Source organism: Streptococcus sanguinis (assembly GCF_019929225.1).
In the GTDB taxonomy this organism is placed as follows: Bacteria; Bacillota; Bacilli; order Lactobacillales; family Streptococcaceae; genus Streptococcus; species Streptococcus sanguinis_J.
On record NZ_JAHZPA010000001.1, the window covers coordinates 529,446 to 546,165 of the forward strand.

17 protein-coding genes and 1 CRISPR repeat array (1 of these 18 running past the window's edge) are annotated in these 16,720 nt (G+C 43.7%); of the genes, 15 read left to right on the forward strand and 2 right to left on the reverse strand.

What is annotated here, in order from left to right; all coding sequences use genetic code 11:
• A CRISPR array of direct repeats spans window positions 1–44; the repeat unit is 36 nt; unit sequence GTTTTTGTACTCTCAAGATTTAAGTAACTGTACAAC (it extends 1,245 nt beyond the left edge of the window).
• A 111-nt stretch (window positions 45–155) separates the two neighbouring features.
• Window positions 156–1,529 (reverse strand): tRNA uridine-5-carboxymethylaminomethyl(34) synthesis GTPase MnmE, encoded by a 1,374-nt coding sequence (mnmE, locus tag K1I80_RS02685; protein ID WP_223312975.1) that lies wholly within the window; start codon window positions 1,527–1,529, stop codon window positions 156–158.
• Between the two features lie 176 nt (window positions 1,530–1,705).
• On the opposite strand from mnmE, the gene rpiA reads away from it, so the two are divergent.
• From rpiA to K1I80_RS02715, 6 genes are all read left to right on the forward strand, one after another.
• Window positions 1,706–2,383, forward strand: coding sequence for a ribose-5-phosphate isomerase RpiA (gene rpiA / locus K1I80_RS02690; protein ID WP_223312974.1), 678 nt, complete (start codon window positions 1,706–1,708; stop codon window positions 2,381–2,383).
• A gap of 13 nt (window positions 2,384–2,396) precedes the next feature.
• Complete coding sequence (locus K1I80_RS02695; RefSeq protein WP_223312973.1) at window positions 2,397–3,608, forward strand: phosphopentomutase; 1,212 nt, start codon at window positions 2,397–2,399, stop codon at window positions 3,606–3,608.
• A 15-nt stretch (window positions 3,609–3,623) separates the two neighbouring features.
• Window positions 3,624–4,436 (forward strand): purine-nucleoside phosphorylase, encoded by an 813-nt coding sequence (locus tag K1I80_RS02700; protein WP_223312972.1) that lies wholly within the window; start codon window positions 3,624–3,626, stop codon window positions 4,434–4,436.
• Window positions 4,437–4,771: 335 nt separating this feature from the next.
• Window positions 4,772–5,485, forward strand: coding sequence for a purine-nucleoside phosphorylase (gene deoD, locus K1I80_RS02705; protein ID WP_002895400.1), 714 nt, complete (start codon window positions 4,772–4,774; stop codon window positions 5,483–5,485).
• Window positions 5,482–6,243: a hypothetical protein gene (locus K1I80_RS02710; protein WP_223312971.1), complete on the forward strand. Its 762-nt coding sequence runs from the start codon at window positions 5,482–5,484 to the stop codon at window positions 6,241–6,243. Before deoD ends, K1I80_RS02710 begins: the two co-directional genes overlap by 4 nt.
• Before the next feature lie 11 nt (window positions 6,244–6,254).
• Window positions 6,255–6,986, forward strand: coding sequence for an NAD-dependent protein deacylase (locus tag K1I80_RS02715; RefSeq protein ID WP_223312970.1), 732 nt, complete (start codon window positions 6,255–6,257; stop codon window positions 6,984–6,986).
• Between the two features lie 43 nt (window positions 6,987–7,029).
• Here the strand turns inward: K1I80_RS02715 and K1I80_RS02720 are convergent, their stop codons facing one another.
• Window positions 7,030–7,938 (reverse strand): LysR family transcriptional regulator, encoded by a 909-nt coding sequence (locus tag K1I80_RS02720; RefSeq protein WP_002895403.1) that lies wholly within the window; start codon window positions 7,936–7,938, stop codon window positions 7,030–7,032.
• 234 nt (window positions 7,939–8,172) lie between these two features.
• Here K1I80_RS02720 and K1I80_RS02725 point away from each other — a divergent pair, with 234 nt between their 5' ends.
• From K1I80_RS02725 to K1I80_RS02765, 9 genes are all read left to right on the forward strand, one after another.
• A complete protein-coding gene (locus K1I80_RS02725; protein ID WP_002921075.1) occupies window positions 8,173–9,015 on the forward strand; it encodes a hypothetical protein in 843 nt (280 codons plus the stop codon).
• A 25-nt stretch (window positions 9,016–9,040) separates the two neighbouring features.
• Window positions 9,041–10,018, forward strand: a complete 978-nt coding sequence (locus K1I80_RS02730; RefSeq protein ID WP_002921077.1) for a hypothetical protein — start codon at window positions 9,041–9,043, stop codon at window positions 10,016–10,018.
• A gap of 208 nt (window positions 10,019–10,226) precedes the next feature.
• Window positions 10,227–11,033 (forward strand): dihydroorotate dehydrogenase electron transfer subunit, encoded by an 807-nt coding sequence (locus K1I80_RS02735; RefSeq protein WP_223312969.1) that lies wholly within the window; start codon window positions 10,227–10,229, stop codon window positions 11,031–11,033.
• Window positions 11,034–11,044: 11 nt separating this feature from the next.
• On the forward strand, window positions 11,045–11,983 hold the full coding sequence (locus K1I80_RS02740; protein WP_223312968.1) for a dihydroorotate dehydrogenase: 939 nt from the start codon (window positions 11,045–11,047) through the stop codon (window positions 11,981–11,983).
• 248 nt (window positions 11,984–12,231) lie between these two features.
• The gene (gene pyrF / locus K1I80_RS02745) at window positions 12,232–12,924 is read left to right on the forward strand and encodes an orotidine-5'-phosphate decarboxylase (RefSeq protein WP_049540152.1); all 693 of its coding nucleotides are present in this window, start codon (window positions 12,232–12,234) and stop codon (window positions 12,922–12,924) included.
• A 77-nt stretch (window positions 12,925–13,001) separates the two neighbouring features.
• A complete protein-coding gene (gene pyrE, locus K1I80_RS02750) occupies window positions 13,002–13,631 on the forward strand; it encodes an orotate phosphoribosyltransferase (RefSeq protein WP_223312967.1) in 630 nt (209 codons plus the stop codon).
• Between the two features lie 111 nt (window positions 13,632–13,742).
• Window positions 13,743–15,281 (forward strand): glycosyltransferase family 39 protein, encoded by a 1,539-nt coding sequence (locus tag K1I80_RS02755; RefSeq protein WP_223312966.1) that lies wholly within the window; start codon window positions 13,743–13,745, stop codon window positions 15,279–15,281.
• The gene (locus tag K1I80_RS02760; protein WP_223312965.1) at window positions 15,278–16,030 is read left to right on the forward strand and encodes a DUF4336 domain-containing protein; all 753 of its coding nucleotides are present in this window, start codon (window positions 15,278–15,280) and stop codon (window positions 16,028–16,030) included. The genes K1I80_RS02755 and K1I80_RS02760 overlap by 4 nt, the downstream gene beginning before the upstream one ends.
• A gap of 35 nt (window positions 16,031–16,065) precedes the next feature.
• Window positions 16,066–16,719 carry a uracil-DNA glycosylase gene (locus K1I80_RS02765; RefSeq protein ID WP_223312964.1) on the forward strand — a complete coding sequence of 218 codons (654 nt, stop codon included), beginning with the start codon at window positions 16,066–16,068 and terminating at the stop codon, window positions 16,717–16,719.
• Window position 16,720: the final 1 nt, after the last annotated feature.

Consider the following 16,720-nt stretch of genomic DNA (forward strand, 5'->3'; position numbering starts at 1 on the left):
ATCGTTAAGTTTTTGTACTCTCAAGATTTAAGTAACTGTACAACAGCTTACTATAGACCAGATAGCGTTGTTCTGTTTTTATTATAGTTTAGGATAGAGGGGAATCTGTAATGTTTTATCATAAAAAGGGCTGAGTAAATCAGTCCTTTTGTTCTCTATTTCCCCAAGCAAAATTGGCTGAAGAGTTGGGTGATGAGTTCGTCTGGTGCGGCGTCACCAGTGATTTCGCCGAGGATTTCCCAGGTGCGGGTCATATCGACTTGGAGAAGATCTACAGGCATACCCATTTCCAAGCCTTGGTTGACGGCTTGCAGGCTTTCTAGGGCTTTTTCAATCAAGGAGATATGGCGAGCGTTGGACAGGTAGGTGGCGTCTTGTTCAACGATACCAGCATTTTCAAAGAAGAGCTGATTGATGCGTTCTTCAATTTTATCGATATTTTGATTGTGGAGGACAGAAATCTTCATGACATCAGTTGGCAGCTGATCCAGCTCAATCTTTTCCTCAAGGTCAGTCTTGTTAAGCAGGACGATACGATTACTATCTTGACTGATTTCGAGCAATTGTTTGTCCTGATCCGTCAGAGGCTCGCTGGCATTGAGGACTAAAAGAACCAAGTCAGCTTCCTGCAGGGCTTTTTTAGATCGTTCAACTCCAATCTGTTCTACAAGGTCATCGGTTTCTCGAATCCCTGCGGTATCGATGAGCTTGAGCGGCACACCCTTGATATTGACATACTCCTCGATCACATCACGGGTCGTACCCTCGATATCAGTCACAATGGCCTTGTCCTCGCGCAGGAGATTGTTGAGCAGACTGGACTTTCCAACATTAGGCCGGCCGATGATAGCAGTGGAAATACCTTCGCGTAAAATCTTACCTCGTCGTGCAGTATCGAGAAGATTGCTCAGCAGAGTCTCGAATTCAGCTGTTTTTTCTCGCATAAGCTGGGTCGTCATCTCTTCCACGTCATCGTATTCAGGATAGTCAATATTGACCTCGACCTGAGCCAGTGTGTTGAGGATTTCCTGACGAGTATTGTTGATAAGGTTGGAGAGGGAGCCATCTAGCTGCTTGACAGCGTTATTCATAGCTTTATCAGTTTTGGCGCGGATGATGTCCATGACAGCCTCAGCCTGAGTCAAATCCACGCGCCCATTGAGAAAGGCCCGCTTGGTAAACTCACCAGGTTCAGCCATTCTAGCGCCCTCGCGGATAGCCAACTGCAGGATTTCATTCGTGACCGCAATCCCGCCGTGGGTGTTAATCTCAATGATATCCTCGCGCGTGAAGGTCTTGGGAGAGCGCATAGCACCAACCATGACCTCGTCCAAAATTTCCTGATTTTGAGGGTCAACGATATGGCCATAGTTGAGTGTGTGACTTTCTACTTTGCTTAGATTTTTCCCTTTGAAGATCTTTTGGGCAATAGCAAAGCTGTCAGTCCCGCTTAGTCTGACGATACCGATAGCCCCTTCGCCAAGAGGCGTAGAAATCGCAGCGATTGTATCAAATTCTCTGGTAATCATACTGTATTTTTCCTTGTGTTTAAAATCAATTAATCTAATTGTAACGCAAAAATCAAGGAGGAGCAAGGCTTTCGATTATCAAACGGAAGGAATGAAATTTAAGTCCGGTAAAGAAAACACTTTCATGTTAGTGAGAATCATGATATAATAAAAGTAGTGTGATTCGAGGAGGTGCTATGGAAAATCTAAAGAAACTGGCAGGAATCAAGGCTGCTGAATTTGTCCAAAGCGGGATGATTGTTGGTCTCGGGACGGGTTCAACTGCTTATTATTTTGTCGAAGAGATTGGTCGGCGTGTCAAGGAGGAAGGACTTCAGATTACAGCTGTTACGACTTCCAGTGTCACTAGCAAACAGGCCGAAGAGCTGGGCATTCCGCTCAAGTCTATCGACGATGTGGATCAGGTGGATGTCACTGTTGATGGTGCTGATGAGGTTGATGCAGCCTTTAACGGTATCAAGGGCGGTGGCGGCGCGCTTCTCATGGAGAAAGTCGTAGCGGTGCCTACAAAGCACTATATCTGGGTGGTTGATGAAAGTAAGATGGTCGAGAAGCTAGGTGCCTTCAAGCTACCAGTAGAAGTTGTTCAGTATGGTGCTGAGCAGCTCTTTCGTCGCTTTGAGCGTGCGGGCTATAAGCCTGCCTTTCGTCAGAAGGACGGTCAGCGTTTTGTTACGGACATGCAGAATTTCATTATCGACCTAGACCTTGGCGTGATTGAAGATCCTATTGCATTTGCTCAGGAGCTAGATCATGTAGTGGGCGTAGTGGAGCATGGACTGTTTAATCAAATGGTAGACAAGGTCATTGTTGCTGGAAGATCAGGTCTTAAAATTTTAGAGGCCAATAAATAGAAAGAGGTGTTTTATGCCAAAATTTAATCGTATTCACTTGGTAGTCATGGACTCAGTTGGTATCGGTGCTGCACCAGATGCCAATAACTTTGTCAATGCAGGGGTACCAGATGGTGCTTCAGATACGCTGGGCCACATTTCCAAAACAGTCGGCCTGCATGTGCCCAATATGGCCAAGATGGGGCTGGGCAATATCGAGCGAGAAAGCCCGCTCAAAACGGTAGCCAGGGAAGAAAATCCCAGCGGCTACTATAGCAAGCTGGAGGAAGTTTCCCTGGGCAAGGACACCATGACCGGCCACTGGGAGATTATGGGTCTCAATATCACTGAGCCTTTTGATACTTTCTGGAATGGCTTCCCCGAAGAAATCCTGACCAAGATTGAAGAATTTTCCGGCCGCAAGGTTATCCGCGAGGCTAATAAACCTTACTCTGGGACATCTGTTATTGATGACTTTGGTCCCCGTCAGATGGAAACTGGCGAGCTGATCATCTACACCTCGGCTGACCCTGTCTTGCAGATTGCAGCCCATGAGGACATCATCCCCCTGGATGAGCTCTACTCTATCTGCGAGTACGCCCGCTCTATTACCTTGGACCGGCCTGCTCTTCTGGGGCGTATCATTGCCCGGCCTTATGTGGGACAGCCTGGCAGCTTTACCCGTACAGCTAATCGGCATGACTATGCGGTTTCGCCTTTTGAGCCGACAGTGCTTGATAAGCTCGATGAAGCCGGGATTGCTACCTATGCAGTGGGCAAAATCAATGACATTTTCAACGGTGCTGGTATCAATCACGATGTAGGCCACAATCAGTCTAACAGCCATGGTGTTGACAATCTGATCAAAACCATTCAGTCTCAAGACTTCCAGCAGGGCTTTTCATTCACTAATTTGGTGGATTTTGATGCTCTCTACGGCCATCGCCGGGACCCTCACGGCTACCGCGACTGCCTGCAGGAGTTTGATGCCCGCCTGCCGGAAATCGTGGAAAGCATGCGCGAGGATGATCTGCTCATGATCACGGCCGACCATGGCAATGATCCGACCTATGCTGGAACGGACCATACGCGTGAGTATATCCCGCTCTTGGTCTTTGGCAAATCACTCAAAGGTCAGGGCCATCTGCCAATCGGCCACTTTGCGGATATTTCAGCCACGATTGCCGACAATTTCGGAGTGGACAAGGCTATGATCGGCCAGAGTTTCTTGGACAAATTGGTGTAAGCGAAAGGAAAATGTATGACAAGTTTATCTGAAAAAATCAAAGAAACAGCAGCTTTTTTGCAGGAAAAAGGGATGGCGGCGCCGGAGTTCGGCCTGATTTTGGGCTCTGGCCTGGGAGAATTGGCTGCTGAGATCGAAAATGCCGTCAGTCTGGACTATGCAGACATTCCCAACTGGGGCCGCTCAACTGTTGTTGGCCACGCTGGTAAATTAGTCTATGGAGACTTGGCAGGACGTAAAGTCTTGGCACTGCAAGGCCGTTTCCACTTCTATGAAGGAAATCCTTTAGAAATCGTTACTTTCCCAGTGCGTGTGATGAAGGCTCTTGGTGCTACAGGTGTTATTGTTACCAATGCTGCCGGTGGTATCGGCTATGGTCCTGGTACACTGATGGCCATTACGGACCACATCAATATGACTGGCCAAAATCCTTTGATTGGTGAAAATTTGGATGAATTTGGTCCACGTTTCCCTGATATGTCAAAATCTTACACTCCAGAATACCGTGCCGTCGCTCACAAAGTTGCTGATAAGCTTGGTATCAAGCTGGATGAGGGTGTTTATATCGGTGTAACTGGACCAACTTATGAAACGCCAGCAGAAATCCGTGCTTATAAGACGCTTGGGGCGGATGCAGTCGGCATGTCTACTGTTCCTGAAGTGATTGTAGCAGCACATTCTGGTTTGAAAGTCCTTGGGATTTCATGCATTACAAACTATGCTGCTGGGTTCCAAGAAGAGCTTAATCATGAGGAAGTGGTTGAAGTAACAGAACGTGTCAAGGGTGATTTCAAACGACTTCTTAAAGAAACACTTGCTGAATTGTAAAAAAATGTTGAAAGGCGTAGTGTCTGGGTTGGTAATTAAATCCGGAACAGCCTTTCTATCTAGCCGATAAAATCATTAAACCAAGGAAAGGTAGAGCGAGGTGTTCAGATTTGAACACAAGCGGAAAACTATCTTTCAAATAAACACAGAAAGGAAGGGCGTCTGAGTTTGAATTGAACTCGGGTTAGTCTTTCTATGAAATATTAAAAATAAGAAAGAAAGGAATTGAACCCACCCTAAAAGCTGTGGGAAAAAGATAGATGGTCTTGCGAGCATCGCTCACTGCGACCATCTCCTATTTTCCCTTTGCTTTTGACGGGTTTGGTATCTTAACTATGTCTATTCATATTGCTGCTAAACAAGGCGAGATTGCTGATAAAATCCTTCTTCCAGGTGATCCACTTCGGGCTAAGTTTATTGCGGAGAATTTCCTTGAGGATGCTGTTTGCTTCAATGAAGTCCGTAATATGTTCGGCTACACTGGTACTTACAAGGGTCATCGTGTATCTGTTATGGGGACTGGAATGGGAATGCCCTCAATCTCTATCTATGCGCGTGAGTTGATTGTTGACTACGGTGTGAAAAAGCTAATCCGTGTCGGAACTGCTGGCTCGCTGAATGCTGATGTGCATGTCCGTGAATTAGTACTGGCTCAGGCGGCTGCAACTAACTCTAACATTATCCGTAATGACTGGCCACAGTATGATTTTCCGCAAATCGCTAGCTTTGATTTGTTAGATAAGGCCTATCATATCGCCAAAGATCTCGGTATGACGACGCACGTTGGAAACGTCTTGTCGTCTGATGTCTTTTACTCAAACTACTTTGAAAAGAATATCGAGCTTGGTAAGTGGGGGGTTAAGGCAGTTGAAATGGAAGCGGCAGCTCTTTACTATTTGGCTGCTCAACACCATGTGGATGCTCTTGCTATCATGACTATTTCTGACAGCTTAGTCAATCCAGAAGAAGACACGACTGCAGAAGAACGTCAAAATACCTTCACCGATATGATGAAGGTTGGTTTGGAAACCTTGATTGCAGAAGCATGAAAGTAGATGTCAAAGAAGCCATTCTCTTTGCTATTTCCCGCTATGACTATGCTTATGCTCATAAACTAGCTGAGAGAGCAGGAAGTGGTGTCCAGTCTGACTTGGTCCGTCTTCTTGGCGCTTTAGCGGAGCGAAGAGAACTCAACATCCAATCTATGATGAATCTAAAGTTGGAAATCACTGGGTCTACCCTAGCTGATTTTCAGCTTTTTTGCCATGAAAATGAAGCAGACGAGCAGCTGGCCAATTACCTTTATGACCTGGAAGCCAAGCTGAGAAATGAGCAGCTGATTGACTTTATCCGAGCTGTCAGTCCAGCTATTTATCGAATTTTTATGCGGCTGATTCGTAAGCAAATACAGGATATTGATTGCTATATTCATAATTCGCGAGGGGCCAGTTACGACCGTTGGAAGTTTGAAAAGATGCGAAATTCTGATAATCCTTACCTGCAAAATTTCCATGCGGAAAGCACGGTCAATTCTTCTAGTTTGACGGAGATGATTTTGCAGTTGCATTTGCCCGAATCTGTCAAAGAATCAGCACAGCAGCTAAGAGAGTTAGAAAAGTCGGTTCGAAATCCGTTGGCTCATCTTATCAAGCCTTTCGACGAGGAAGAATTGCACAGGACGACAGGTTTCTCATCTCAGCACTTTATGGAGCTTCTGGTTGATTTGGCGCAGGAGACAGGCATTGTCTACCAGAGGGAACCTTTTTACTTCGACCGAGCGAATGCGGTCATAGAAAGTTTCTTATAAGGAGTAGCAGGATGGATAAGATTGCAAGGCTGCAAGAATTAATAGACCAAAGTCAGAATATTGTCTTTTTCGGTGGGGCGGGTGTTTCGACGGAGTCTAATATTCCGGACTTCCGCAGTTCAGATGGGATATATAGTGTCGAGCTGGGGCGGCATTTTACAGCGGAGCAACTGGTTTCTCACACTATGTTTAAGCGCTATCCACAGGAGTTTTTCGACTTCTACAAGAAGTACCTGCTCTATCCGGATGCTAAGCCCAATGCTGCTCATGCTTACTTGGCAGACTTGGAAAAAGCAGGCAAGCTCAAGGCTGTAGTGACTCAAAATATCGATAGCTTGCATGAAATGGCCGGTTCGAAAAAGGTTCTCAAACTACATGGCAGTGCGGATAGAAATTACTGTTTGAATTGTCAACGGTTCTATGATTTAGACGACTTTCTGGCTCTGCACGGTACCGTTCCTCACTGCCTTGACTGTGGCGGTATTGTCAAGCCAGATGTGACCCTCTATGAAGAACCTCTAGATATGGAACTTTTCCGTCAAGCGGCCCAAGCTATCCATCAAGCAGACCTGCTGATAATTGGTGGCACATCCTTAGTCGTCTATCCAGCAGCCAGCCTCATCCAGTACTTTTCAGGTAAGCATCTGGTCGTCATCAACAAGACCAACATCCCTCAAGACAGCCAAGCAGACCTAGTAATTGAGGGTAGGATTGGAAAAGTGTTTGGGGAGTTGAAACAATAGAAAAAACACCTGAAAAAGCTTTTTTCAGGTGTTTTTTTGCAGTTTATTTATCAAACTGTACTTCCTCAATCAGATACTCAATGAAGCGTTCTCCCATTTTGGATAGGCTAGCTTTTTCGTGCTGGATGTAAACCAGTTCAATCGGATCATCAATGTCCAGTGGGATTGACACGATATTATCTCCGTTGAGGTTGCTGTTGAGGATACCGGTTGCAATCGTGTAGCCATCCAGACCGATCAAAAGGTTAAAGAGGGTCGCACGGTCGCTGACCACGATAGATTTTTTATGGTGTTCCTGAGAGAGAATTTCCTCAGAAAAGTAGAAGGAGTTGTGAGTCCCTTGGTCATAGCTGAGGTAGGGGAAGTTTTCTAAGTCGGATAATTGGACCAGTTTTTTCTTGGCCAGCGGATTGGACTTGCTGACAAAGATATGGGGCTGAGCTGTAAAGAGATGAGTGGCAATCAGATGATTGTCATCCAGCATCTTGGATAGGACATCGCGATTGTAGCTATTGAGAAAGAGGACGCCGATTTCGCTGCGGAAGTTTTTTACGTCGTCAATAATTTCCCAAGTCCGAGTTTCCCGCAGAAAGAGCTCGTATTTCTCCATATCGCTTTTTTTAAGCAGGGAGACAAAGGCATTGACCACAAAAGCATAGTGCTGAGCAGACACGCTGAAAAGCTCGCGGTGGGCGACAGGGTTTTTGTATCGCTCCTCTAGAAGTTGCGTCTGCTCAACAACCTGCCGGGCATAGGAAAGAAACTCCATGCCGTCTTTGGTCAAGGTAATTCCTTTGGGATTGCGAATGAAAATCTCGATACCCATTTCATTTTCCAAATCCCGTACAGCATTGGACAAACTAGGCTGAGTAATGAAAAGCTGTTTGGCAGCTTCGTTCATACTGCCGGTCTCGACGATTTTGATAATATAGTGTAACTGTTGAATTCTCATAGGACTATTTTATCACAAACTGGGGATTTTTTCCCGGTAAATCAATGAAAGGTAGTAAGGTTTTATGATTGAATTTATTAAAATGGACAGATGGTAAAAGAAATTCTATTGGATATAGTGACATTTTTGAAGTTTTTCATAGAAATATTTTATTCAGTCTATTGTAATGAAACGGATTTTGCAATTTCAAGTTATTCGTGATATGATGATTTTTAGACTGTAAAAGGAGTAGTTATGAAGAGAAAAGAGGATTCTTTTGAAGATATTGCTTTTGAGTTAGAGAAGGAGACTTCTAAGTCAAAGTTCTTACCATTCGTTCTATTAGCCATTATTGGCTTTTCTATCGTTGGAGCGGTTTTTTTAATGCTCTCTATACCGGAAAAAGCTAAATCTAAGCAACCGGTGAGCCAGTCAAGTCACATTATTTCACCATCAAAAAAATTAGAGGATAAGAAGACTGAAGTAAAAAAATTCGCTGAAAGTCTTACAGTTTCTCCAGAAAAAAGCGGTCCCTTTCTTTGGACGGTTGACAAGGCAGTTTCTCTACCCATGGACAAAGATAAAGGCGGAGCCGTCTTGGAAGATGTTTTAAAAGAATTTGGAAAACCTGTCGAAGCTGGTTCGTGGATCCACTTATTACCAAATCATGAAGTCCGAAACTATATTAGTCTTTTCTGGAAAGATAAAAACGGTAATATAGGCAATATATCTTTAATATTTGCTGAATTTGATGGTGTCTATAAGCTCACCTCAAAGTTCTTTAATCTTTCAAGTAATGCAATTAAAGTTGATAAAAAACCTGATCGAGATTTTTTATGGACGCAAGAATATATAGATAGTCTTGTTATTGGTGCTAGAGAAGGTACTGACAAAGGTACGGCTTATGATGAGATTGTTTCAAATGTTGGTTTGCCTTTTTATCAAATAATTTCAGGAGAAAACAATCAACTTAAGTTAAGGATTACTTATAATAATCCAAAGGGTTGGAAAGAACGTAATAAATTACAGACTGTTATTCTAGAATTCTACAACCAAGAAGATGGAACATGGCGTTTAGTTTCTAAACAAAGCCAGTAAACTAAATAAGAAAGAGGAGACAAACTTGAGAAAGAATAGCAAGAAAAAACATGATTCCAATTCATTTAGAGATATAAAAAAGGAACTTTATAGACAACAAAAGATAAAAAGAGAAGAACTCAGCATGATGGCCATACAAGAGAAGAAAAAAAGGACTAACTTGGCCTTTATTCTTCTTTGTTTAACCATATCATTTACTTTATTCTTTGGCTTCTATTATTTATCACTAAAGGTTCCTAACAAAGACAATGCTAAACACAAAGAAGATAAGACAGTCTCGTCAGTTAGTAAAGAAAGCTCTACTACTCAGCAAGATGAACCTGAGTTAGAAATGGACAAGAAACAGAAGGAACTTAAAAATAAACTTGTGGTAGAAGATGAAAAAAAGTTTGCTTTTAAATGGACATTAGACAATTTTGTAGAACTCAAAATAGCAAAAATTGGGGGGTGGAAGAATAATCCGACTTTGGAAGAAGTTATTACGAAATACGGTAAGGGTTCAAATGTGAGTTTTACCGAAAATGGATTGACACTAACTTATAAGACAAGGGTGATGGACATAGAAAAAAACAGCTTATCTGATCATCCTCAGGAGATAAGACTAGGTTTTTTTGATCCCGATTCCAATGGCAAGGAGTACTATTTGATAACTAAATCGGCATTGTTCTTGGACGATAGTCGCTATCCAGTGGCTGCCAAAGAGGAGTTTGTCTTTAACTGGAAGCCAGAAGATATCGATACATTGATATTGGGCGATAGGCAGCGAGGTAAAGGTGGTATGACTTATCAAGAAGTTGTTGAACGTTTTGGATTACCCTCTTACAGTAATATTCATGGGAATGATACGGATTTTGACCCCTTATCATTGAGCATACAGTATATTAATATACGAAAATCAGATACTGAACGAAAAAGTGATAGAGTAGCCTTGATTTTCAGAAGACAGGAGGATGGAAGCTTTTGTCTAGCAGATGTAAGTAGCGAATTTGACAAGGACTGGTAAAGCTGTGGTAAGTCGGAGATGTGAAAATTCTGATATTTTATGCCTTGACATTCCTCATCTCTAACGATATAATGTTTACAATTTAACCTTTAATCTAGTCCAGTGAGGCTGCAAGGTAGGAAAAACGGTATAAGAGGCAGTTGGCTGCCTTGTTTTTTGCGAAACCTTGCTGCGGCGAGGTTTTTTTCTTGTAGAAAGTGAGGTTGTCATGGTTAGTGACAGTTGCAAAAAGAGATTTGGAAAGATTATGCTGGAGCAGATGGAGCTGCTGAATCAAGTAGAGATTGCGCCTAATATTTTTTCCATGATTCTAAAGGGCCAAATGGTCGCTCAGATGCAGGCTGGGCAGTTTTTACATATTCGAGTACCAGATGACAGCAAGCTTTTGCGCCGGCCTATCTCAATCGCAGAGATTGACCGAGACAATCTGACTTGTCGCATCATCTATCGGATAGAAGGCGGCGGCACGGCTATTTTTTCTCAACTTCCTGTTGGTTCTTATCTTGATGTTATGGGGCCTCAGGGAAATGGTTTTGACTTGAGCCCTGTAAGAGCAGGTGACCACGCTTTGATTATCGGTGGTGGGATTGGTGTCCCTCCTCTGCTTGAGGTTGCTAAAGAATTGCATGCCAAGGGTGCTCAAGTGACAGCTGTTCTGGGATTTGCTGATAAATCCGCTGTCATTTTAGAGGAAGAAATGAAAGAATACGCCGAGGTCATTGTTACAACGGATAACGGCTCTTATGGCTGCCAGGGCTATGTATCAGCCGTTGTGGATGAGTTGTCTCAAGACTATGCGGCTGTTTATTCCTGTGGTGCGCCAGCTATGCTTCAGTATGTGGATCGTAAGTTTCAGGACCATCCGCATGCTTATCTCTCCATGGAGTCTCGTATGGCTTGTGGCATGGGCGCCTGCTATGCCTGCGTAGTTCATGTGGCAGGTCAGGACGAGTCGATCAATAAGCGGGTTTGTGAAGACGGTCCGGTCTTTGAGACAGGTACGATTATTGTCTAGGAGGGGAAAGAATGAGTGACCAACGTTTAAGAGTTTCCTTGCCAGGCTTGGACCTGAAAAATCCAATTATTCCAGCATCTGGCTGTTTTGGCTTCGGTCAGGAATATGCCAAATACTATGACCTAGACTTGCTAGGCTCTATCATGATAAAGGCTACGACTTTGGACCCCCGCTTTGGCAATCCAACTCCGCGTGTGGCAGAAACGCCAGCTGGTATGCTCAATGCCATTGGCCTGCAAAATCCTGGTGTTGAGGTTGTTCTAGCTGAAAAACTGCCCTGGCTGCAAAAGCATTATCCCGACCTTCCAATCATCGCTAATGTAGCGGGCTTTTCCAATCAAGAATATGCCACAGTGGCTGGTAAAATTTCCCAAGCTCCTAATGTCAAGGTTATCGAGCTCAATATTTCCTGCCCTAATGTTGACCATGGCAATGCTGGACTGTTGATTGGTCAAGTTCCAGAGTTGGCCTTCGAAGCAACCAAGGCTGCAGTTGATGCTTCCGCTGTACCAGTCTATGTCAAACTGACTCCAAGTGTGGCAGACATCACTCAGGTAGCTAAGGCAGTTGAAGACGCTGGTGCTGCTGGTTTTACCATGATTAATACCTTAGTGGGTATGAGATTTGACTTGAAGTCGCGCAAGCCTATTATCGCTAATGGCACAGGCGGTATGTCGGGTCCGGCTGTCTTTCCAGTAGCTCTCAAGCTGATCCGTCAAGTTGCGCAAGCAAGCAAAGTCCCCATTATTGGTATGGGTGGAGTTGATTCGGCGGAAGCTGCTCTGGAGATGTTTATAGCAGGTGCTTCAGCTATTGGAGTGGGAACTGCCAATTTCACAAATCCATATGCCTGCCCGACCATCATTGAAGATTTGCCTAAGGCTATGGACAAATACGGTATCGAAAGTCTTGAAAGCTTACAAAAAGAAGTTCGAGAGAATTTGCTTTAAAGTTACATTTTTACTTGACAATCCTGCTGTGAAATTATAGAATGAACTAAATATAACCTTTAAAGAAGTCCAGAGAGGCTACTAAGGTGCATACGTTTGAATGGCAGATACTGCCACATTTTCGTGTAACCTTGCTCTCGGGCAAGGTTTTTTCTATGTCTCTGAGCCTAACCTGAAGGTTGGTTTTGAGATATAAATGCCTAATGGACTTTTTTGAAGATAATAATTTAAAAGGAGATTTTCCCCTCATGCGTGAAGAACGGCCTATTATCGCCCTCGATTTTCCATCTTTTGACGATGTCAAAGATTTCTTGGAGCATTTTCCGGAAGATGAAAAACTCTATGTCAAAATCGGTATGGAATTCTTCTATGCCATCGGTCCAGAAATCGTTCATTACCTGAAAGGTCTTGGGCACAGCATTTTCTTGGATTTGAAACTGCACGACATTCCCAACACGGTCCGCTCAGCCATGTCTGTCTTAGGAACTTTTGGTATCGACATGGTGACGGTTCATGCGGCAGGCGGTGTGGAAATGATGAGCGAAGCCAAGAAGGTCTTGGGGGATAAGGCTAAATTGGTTGCGGTGACCCAGCTGACCTCGACCAGCGAGGAAGATATGCGTGATTGCCAAAATATCCAGACCACGGTTCAGGAGTCCGTTGTTAATTACGCTCGGAAGGCTAAAGAAGCTGGTTTGGATGGCGTAGTTTGTTCAGCTCAAGAAGTGGAACTGATTAAGGCGGCAACTGCAGCTGATTTCCTCTGTGTGACACCAGGTATTCGGCCTGCTGGATCAGAAATCGGCGACCAAAAACGGGTCATGACACCGCAGGAAGCTCATCAAATTGGTAGTGACTATATTGTAGTAGGTCGTCCAATTATCCAAGCTGAAAATCCTTGGGATGCTTACCACGAGATTAAGAAGCAGTGGAATAGTTAGACAAAACAAGAGATTTGAATTAAATCGTTTATCAAAATTAACAGCATCATAAAATTTCAAATTTATAAGGAGAAAAAATGATTTTAGCAAAAGAGATTGCGCGTGATTTATTGAAAATCAAAGCAGTGTATTTGAAGCCAGAAGAGCCTTTTACATGGGCGTCGGGCATCAAGTCACCTATATATACGGACAACCGTGTGACCTTGGCTTATCCAGAGACTCGGACCTTGATTGAAAATGGTTTTGTCGAAAAGATTCGGTCGGAATTTCCAGATGTAGAAGTCATTGCTGGAACTGCGACAGCAGGTATTCCTCACGGAGCTATTATTGCAGATAAAATGAACCTGCCATTTGCTTATATCCGCAGCAAACCAAAAGATCACGGAGCGGGCAATCAAATCGAAGGTCGCGTAGTGCCTGGACAGAAGATGGTTGTCATTGAAGACTTAATCTCGACTGGCGGTTCGGTCTTGGATGCTATCGCTGCCGCTAAACGTGAAGGTGCGGACGTGATTGGCGCAGCGGCCATCTTTACCTATGAGCTGCCAAAGGCAGAAAAGAACTTCAGTGAAGCGGGTGTCAAATTGGTGACCCTTTCTAACTACACTGAGCTAATCACTCTGGCTGAAGCAGAGGGTTATGTCAGTCCAGAGGGCTTGGCCTTGCTTGAGAAATTTAAGCATGACCAAGAAAATTGGCAGTCCTAGACCGAATAGAAATAAAATGATCTGACTCTTATTCAGGTCATTTTTCAGTAAAACGTCCTTGTACTGCCTTTAAAAATGGCTTAAAGTCTCGGCGTTTGGTATAATAGAGCTATGTCTAAGATTTATCATCTATCCTTTTCGATATTACAGAAAGTTATGCTGGTTACGGCTGTTCACTGGTTTCTGATTGCCATCTGGCATGTTGCAGAGCTGAATAGTATAGCTATAATTGCCTTTGCTGGCTTGGCTTATCTGGCCTATCGCTATCGGAATTTGCTAGAAAAAGCTTATCATTGGCTGATGCAGCATAAACTTCTTATTATGCTAGCCGCCTTTATTTTTCAGCTGATTATGCTCTTTTCAGCAGAGCTTTTAATTAGGCGGGATGCAGCAGTAGTCTTTACAGGGGCTTTCAAAACTCTGAAAGAAAGTTCCATTTCCAGCTATTTGACCCGCAACCCTAACAATGTCTCACTCTTTCTTTACGAGCGTTTTTTCTTTAATGTATTTGGGGAATCTGGTCTATGGGTCATGCAGGCCTTGAATATTGTTTATACTAACGTAACGGCCTTGATTCTCTATAAGGGCTGCCAAAAGTATTTTTCACAAAAAACTGCAGATGCTGTCTTTAGTCTTTATGTGCTTTTACTGGGCTTTTCTCCTTATTTCTTTTCAATGTATACGGATATTCCGCCCCTGCCTTTCATTAGTTTGCAGATTTTCCTAGTTCTTGGATTGCTGAAGGGAGAGGAAACCAGTCGACAGCTGGTTTGGCGAAGTATCTTGCTTGGGCTAATGACTAGTCTAGCTTTCTTCTTTAGGCCAACAGTAATGATTTTACTGATAGCTGTCTTCGGAGTCCTCTTTTTCAAAAAGAACTGGAAGAAGTTCTTTCTGACACTAGTCGTTTTTGCTTGCAGTTTTGCGATTAGCTATGCCCCGCTGCATTACTGGTCCAAGCATCAGACGGAAGTGCCGATTATGGAGGGAGAGGGATTGGCAAAAGGCCCCTTGCTCTTTATTAATCTAGGTCTGACCTTCAATGGCCACAATCAGGAAGATATGAAAGAAGGGCTCTTGCAGTATATTGAGCCTGACAAGCAAGCTGATTACAACAACGGTATGTTTTCTAAGGAATATGTTATCAAGGAAATCAAGCGGCGTTTAAGTGAATATAATCCTTTGACTTTAGCTCATCATTTCTTCCACAAGCAGTCTCTGACTGTAGCAGAAGGTGATTTGGGCTGGCTCTACCGCAGTGTTGAAAATGAAAAGACGCCTTATATATCGCCTTTTTACCAAGATACGAAAGATAATCCTTTAACTCAGTTTGTCCGTGACTTCTTCCTGAACACTGACAAGTCAGAATTTGTCTATTTCTCGCTGTCCAAGCAGGTGGTCTGGATTGTCATGGCGGCAGGACTTGTCTTTGCCCTTTGGAAATATCGCTCCAGTGATGAACTGAATTTTCTAACCTTGGCTGTTTTTGGCGGCCTGCTCTTTTTGCAGATTTTCGAGGGAGGAAAGACGAGATACCTGATTCAGTTTTTGCCACAGATTTTGATTCTGTCTGCTGTGGGCTTATCTCAGTACCCACAAGCCCTAGGGAAGTTTCGTTTTTGGACTAGAAAGAAGGAGTCTTTAGAATGAAAAGACCTGTTCCTATCTATGAACCGCTTTATAGCTTGAAACCTATTGCTGAGAATATCTGGATTGCCGACGGCGATTTGATTGAGATGGATGCAGTGGTTACAAAGTTGCCCTTTTCTACCCGCATGACTGTCATCAAGTTAGCAAATGGCCAGCTCTGGTGTCATTCACCAATTCAGCCAAATCAAGCTTTGTTTGACCAGTTGGACGCTTTGGGACCAGTCGCACACCTCGTTTCATCTAATAAGATTCACTATGCTTATATAGCGGACTGGAAGAAGCGTTATCCCGAGGCAATTGCTTGGTCTAGTCCAGGAGTTGAGGAGAGAGCAGCTAAGCAGAAAATTCCAGTCTCTTTTGATGAAAAGTTGATGGATGAGGCTCCTGAAGCTTGGGCAGACCAGATAGATCAGTTGATTTTCAAGGGAAGTGCTTATATTGAGGAAGTTGTCTTTTTTCATAAGGACAGTCAAACCTTGATTTTGACAGATTTGATTGAGAATTTTGAAACAGAGCGTTTTCCGAGTTCGCTTCGCAGCAAGGCTTATAAATTGGTTCGTGTTGCAGCTCCGGACGGCCAGACACCTATTGACTACCGTATGACTTTTATCGGTCATCAAAAAGAAGCCAAAGAATGTCTAGAGCAGATGCTGGCTTGGCAACCGGAGAAAATAATACTAGCCCATGGTCGTTGTTTTCTGGAAAATGGCACAGCAGAACTGAGAAGAGCACTTAGGTGGATTAGATAAGAGAATTTTATCGTAGGAAATGAGAGGAGATATATATGCAGCATTCAGCTTGGCACGCTTTGATTAAGGAGCAGCTGCCGGAAGGTTATTTTGCAAAAATCAATCATTTTTTAGATGAAGTGTATGCTTCAGGGACCATTTACCCACCTCGGGAAAAGGTTTTTAATGCGATTCAGACGACAGATTTAGCAGATGTTAAGGTGGTTATTTTGGGGCAGGATCCCTACCACGGACCGAGACAGGCACAGGGCTTGAGTTTTTCGGTACCTGATGATATTCCAGCTCCGCCTTCTTTGCAGAATATTCTCAAAGAACTGGCAGATGATATCGGAGTGAAAGAGTCGCATGATTTGACTTCCTGGGCTCAGCAAGGTGTTCTCTTGCTCAATGCTGGCCTGACAGTGCCTGCTGGTCAGGCCAATGCGCATGCCGGCTTAATCTGGGAGCCTTTTACAGATGCTATTATCAAGGTAGTTAATGAGAAGACTGATCCAGTTGTCTTTATTCTCTGGGGTTCTTACGCCCGCAAGAAAAAAGCCTTGATAAGCAATCCTCAACATTTGATAATCGAGTCAGCTCACCCAAGTCCGCTGTCCGCTTATCGTGGTTTCTTTGGTAGCAAACCCTTTTCACGGACTAATGATTTCTTAGTAGTAAAGGGCTTGGAACCTATCGATTGGTTAGCATAGG

Bases quoted from the DNA above. Each gene is read 5' to 3' on its own strand.
- K1I80_RS02720 (WP_002895403.1), bottom strand. From the start codon at position 7,938: ATGAGAATTCAACAGTTACACTATATTATCAAAATCGTCGAGACCGGC.
- pyrF (WP_049540152.1), top strand. From the start codon at position 12,232: ATGCGTGAAGAACGGCCTATTATCGCCCTCGATTTTCCATCTTTTGAC.
- K1I80_RS02715 (WP_223312970.1), top strand. From the start codon at position 6,255: ATGGATAAGATTGCAAGGCTGCAAGAATTAATAGACCAAAGTCAGAAT.
- K1I80_RS02755 (WP_223312966.1), top strand. From the start codon at position 13,743: ATGTCTAAGATTTATCATCTATCCTTTTCGATATTACAGAAAGTTATG.
- K1I80_RS02700 (WP_223312972.1), top strand. From the start codon at position 3,624: ATGACAAGTTTATCTGAAAAAATCAAAGAAACAGCAGCTTTTTTGCAG.
- K1I80_RS02710 (WP_223312971.1), top strand. From the start codon at position 5,482: ATGAAAGTAGATGTCAAAGAAGCCATTCTCTTTGCTATTTCCCGCTAT.
- K1I80_RS02760 (WP_223312965.1), top strand. From the start codon at position 15,278: ATGAAAAGACCTGTTCCTATCTATGAACCGCTTTATAGCTTGAAACCT.
- K1I80_RS02765 (WP_223312964.1), top strand. From the start codon at position 16,066: ATGCAGCATTCAGCTTGGCACGCTTTGATTAAGGAGCAGCTGCCGGAA.
- K1I80_RS02695 (WP_223312973.1), top strand. From the start codon at position 2,397: ATGCCAAAATTTAATCGTATTCACTTGGTAGTCATGGACTCAGTTGGT.
- K1I80_RS02725 (WP_002921075.1), top strand. From the start codon at position 8,173: ATGAAGAGAAAAGAGGATTCTTTTGAAGATATTGCTTTTGAGTTAGAG.
- K1I80_RS02740 (WP_223312968.1), top strand. From the start codon at position 11,045: ATGAGTGACCAACGTTTAAGAGTTTCCTTGCCAGGCTTGGACCTGAAA.
- pyrE (WP_223312967.1), top strand. From the start codon at position 13,002: ATGATTTTAGCAAAAGAGATTGCGCGTGATTTATTGAAAATCAAAGCA.
- rpiA (WP_223312974.1), top strand. From the start codon at position 1,706: ATGGAAAATCTAAAGAAACTGGCAGGAATCAAGGCTGCTGAATTTGTC.
- mnmE (WP_223312975.1), bottom strand. From the start codon at position 1,529: ATGATTACCAGAGAATTTGATACAATCGCTGCGATTTCTACGCCTCTT.
- deoD (WP_002895400.1), top strand. From the start codon at position 4,772: ATGTCTATTCATATTGCTGCTAAACAAGGCGAGATTGCTGATAAAATC.
- K1I80_RS02735 (WP_223312969.1), top strand. From the start codon at position 10,227: ATGGTTAGTGACAGTTGCAAAAAGAGATTTGGAAAGATTATGCTGGAG.